Below are 3,376 nucleotides of genomic sequence, written 5' to 3'. Positions count from 1 at the left end.
GGAGTTAGCACCTCCCGGGAAGCGGCAGGTCATGCCGATGATCGCGATCGGCTCATCCGCATCAGCCCGCACCGCGAGAGGAACACCAGAGCCCGCAACCTCGCCCGTCAACCGCGCACACAAATACTCCGCCAACACCCGAGGCGTCGGATAGTCAAACACCAACGACGCAGGCAACCGCAACCCCGTCACCACCGACAACCGATTACGCAACTCCACCGCCGTCAACGAATCAAAACCCAACTCCCTGAACTCCGCATCCACCCGCACCTCACCCACCGAACCAAACCCCAACACCACCGCCACACCACCCCGCACCACCTCCACCACCACACCCAACCGACCAACCGCATCCAACCCCACCAACTCACCAGCCAACCCCAACCCCGACCCAGACCCCGACCCCGACGACCCACCCACAGCAACCCGCCGCCGCACACGACCAGACACCAACCCCCGCAACACCCCCGGAAGCCCCTCACCACCCACCCCACCAGCCGGATCGAAGTCCACCGCCACCATCAGCGGGTTCGCGCACCGGCATGCGGCGTCCAGCAGGGCCAGCCCGCGCTCGGACGTCAACGGCCGCATTCCGCGCAGCCGTGCCAGATCCGCCCGGCCCATGTGCCCGGTCATCTCGCTGGCCCGCGCCCACAGCCCCCAGGCGAGGGAGAGCCCGGGCAGCCCGCGCGCTCGCCGATGGGCGACCAGTGCGTCGACAAACGCGTTGGCCGCCGCGTATCCAGCCTGACCCGCGTTGCCCACGACTCCGGCGGCCGACGAGAACATCACGAACATACGGAGGGGAAGGTCCGCCGTGGCGGTGTGCAGATGGGCGGCTGCCGTGGCCTTCGCCGCCCACACCCGGGCCACCTGTTGCGGCGTCTGCGCAGTGATCACCGCGTCATCAAGCAGCCCCGCCGCATGAATGACACCGGTCAGCGGATGCGCCGGGTCGACACCGGCCACCGCCTCGGCCACCGCGTCCGCGTCCGTGACATCCACCGCGACGATCCGCACCCGCGCACCCAAGTCGCTCAGCCGCTCGGCCAACTCCGGTGCGCCGGGCGCGTCCGAGCCACGCCGGCTGACCAGGACCAGGTGCCCGACCTGCCATGTGCGTACGAGATGCTCGGCCACCAGACCGCCCAGCAGACCCGTACCACCGGTGATCAGCACCGTGCCGTCGGGGTCGAGCCCACCAGGCGTCAGACCGCCCGTTTCCGTCCCATCGGCACCATCAGTGGCCCGCACGCGCATCAGCCGGGGCACCATCGGCCGCCCGGGGCGCAGCGCCACCTGCGGCTCATCCGCGCGTACGGCACGGAGCACGGCATCCGCCACCTCACCCACGGCCGGATCGGTGGCGCGGTGGAGATCGAGGAGGACGAACCGGTCCGGGTGCTCCGCCTGTGCGCTCCGCAGCAGACCCCACAGCCCCGCGGCGGCCACATTCGGCTTTCCGTCGTCGCCGGAATCCCCGTCTTCGTCAGGGTCGCCGATCGACACGGTGCCACGTGTCACCACCACCAACCGGGTGTCGGCCAGCCGAGGTTCGGCCAGCCACCCCTGCAGCAACTCCAGGGCATGGCCGACGGCAGCCAAGCCGTCCTCCGCCCTCACCGCGGCTCCGGCCTCCGCCGCCCCACCGTCGACGGGCAGGTGGGTCACGGCGAACGCGGGAGGTGGCGTACCGTCGTCAAGCGTGGTGACCAGCGCTTCGAGACCCTGGTGGCACACCACTCCCCCGCCACCGAGCCCGGGCTCCTCCGCCAAGTGCAGGACATCGTCGCCCAGTACCACCCAGCCCATGGCATCGGAGGCATCCGTGTCCGGCGCGTCGGGCATCGGGACCCAGTCCAGCGTGAACAGCCCATCGAGCCCATCGATGCCACGTGAACCCCCCGCGGACCGCAGCTGACGGGGGTCGGCGGGGCGCATCGTCAGAGAGTCGACCGTGAGCACCGGGGCGCCCACGCCATCGGCCAGGACCACCCTCAGCCCGTGCTCCTCTGCCGCACCGTTCTGATGGGGGGAGAGCCGGACCCGGAGGGTGGTCGCCTCCGTGGCCCACAACGACACACCGTTCCAGGCGAACGGCAGCCGCATCCCCCCATCGTCGGCCGAGTCGATGTCGGCGGCGAGCAGCATGGGATGCAGGGCGGCGTCGAGCAGCGCCGGGTGGATGCCGAATCCATCCGCGTCCCCGGCAGCCTCAGGAAGCGCCACCTCGGCCAGCAGGTCAGCGCCGTCCCGCCACACCGCGTGCACCCCTTGGAACGACGGTCCGTAGGCATAACCCATCGCCGCGGCACGCTCGTAGAAGTCCTCGACGGCCATCGGCTTCGCACCCTTGGGAGGCCAGACTCCCGCCAGCTCCTCGGCCGTGCTCGGCGTGGCCGACGGGCTCAGGACGCCCTCCGCGTGGCACACCCAGTCCGGATCGGCGCCGGGCGCGGCATCGCGGTCGGGCCGGGAGTACACCCGAACCTCGCGCCGCCCGTCCTCGTCGGCCTCGCCCACCACGATCTGCACCCGCAGCCCGCCCGACTCCGGCAGCACCAACGGCATCCGCAGCGCGAGTTCCTCGATACCGCCACCGCCCGCCTCATCGGACGCCCGCAACGCCCACTCCACCAGCGCCGCGCCCGGTACCAGCGACGCTCCGGCGACCACATGGTCACCGAGCCAGCTGTCGCCACCGGTGGCCGACACCCGTCCGGTCAGCACCAGCCCGCCATCGGCGAGGCCCACCGCCGCCCGCAACAACGGATGCTCCACCCTCTGCAGCCCCGCGGCACCCACATCGCCGACGCCGCCGGTGGCAGCGGCCCAGTAGCGCTGGCGCTGGAAGGCATACGTGGGCAGTTCGACCGTACGAGGGGTGGGGTCACCGGGGAACGCGGCCCTCCAGTCGACGTCGACTCCGGCGGTGAACGCCTGGGCGAGCGAGTGGAGAAGCTGGGCCCGCCCGCCGTGATCACGGCGCAGGGTGGGCACGGTGACGGCCTCGACCCCGGCTTCCTCGAAGGTCTCCTGCAAGCCCACGGTGAGCACGGGGTGCGTACTGGCCTCGATGAACACCCGATGCCCAGCCGCCAACAACGCCCGAACCGCATCCGTGAACCGCACCCGCTCACGGAGATTCCGCACCCAGTAGTCCGTATCCAGGACGGAGCCGTCGACCCGGCCACCGGTCACGGTCGAGTAGAAGCCCGTACTCGAACCGGAGATATCAAGTGGCCTGACACCAGCCAGGAGCTCATTCAACTCCTCGCGGATCTCCTCCACTTGAGGGCCGTGCGAGGCATAATCCACCTCGATCAGCCGCGCCCGATCCCCCACCTCCTGACACGCCGCCACCACAGCGGCCACC

At 70.8% G+C, this 3,376-nt stretch carries 1 protein-coding gene; it reads right to left on the bottom strand.

All coding sequences use genetic code 11. The annotated features are described in order from the left end of the window. A partial coding sequence (locus tag VT50_RS37640) for a type I polyketide synthase (RefSeq protein WP_143645371.1) occupies positions 1 to 3,376 on the bottom strand: 3,376 nt, incomplete at both ends.

Source organism: Streptomyces antioxidans, from assembly GCF_000968685.2.
In the GTDB taxonomy this organism is placed as follows: Bacteria; Actinomycetota; Actinomycetes; order Streptomycetales; family Streptomycetaceae; genus Streptomyces; species Streptomyces antioxidans.
Note: the sequence above shows the minus strand (reverse complement) of the source record. Positions and strands in the feature narration are given on the sequence as shown.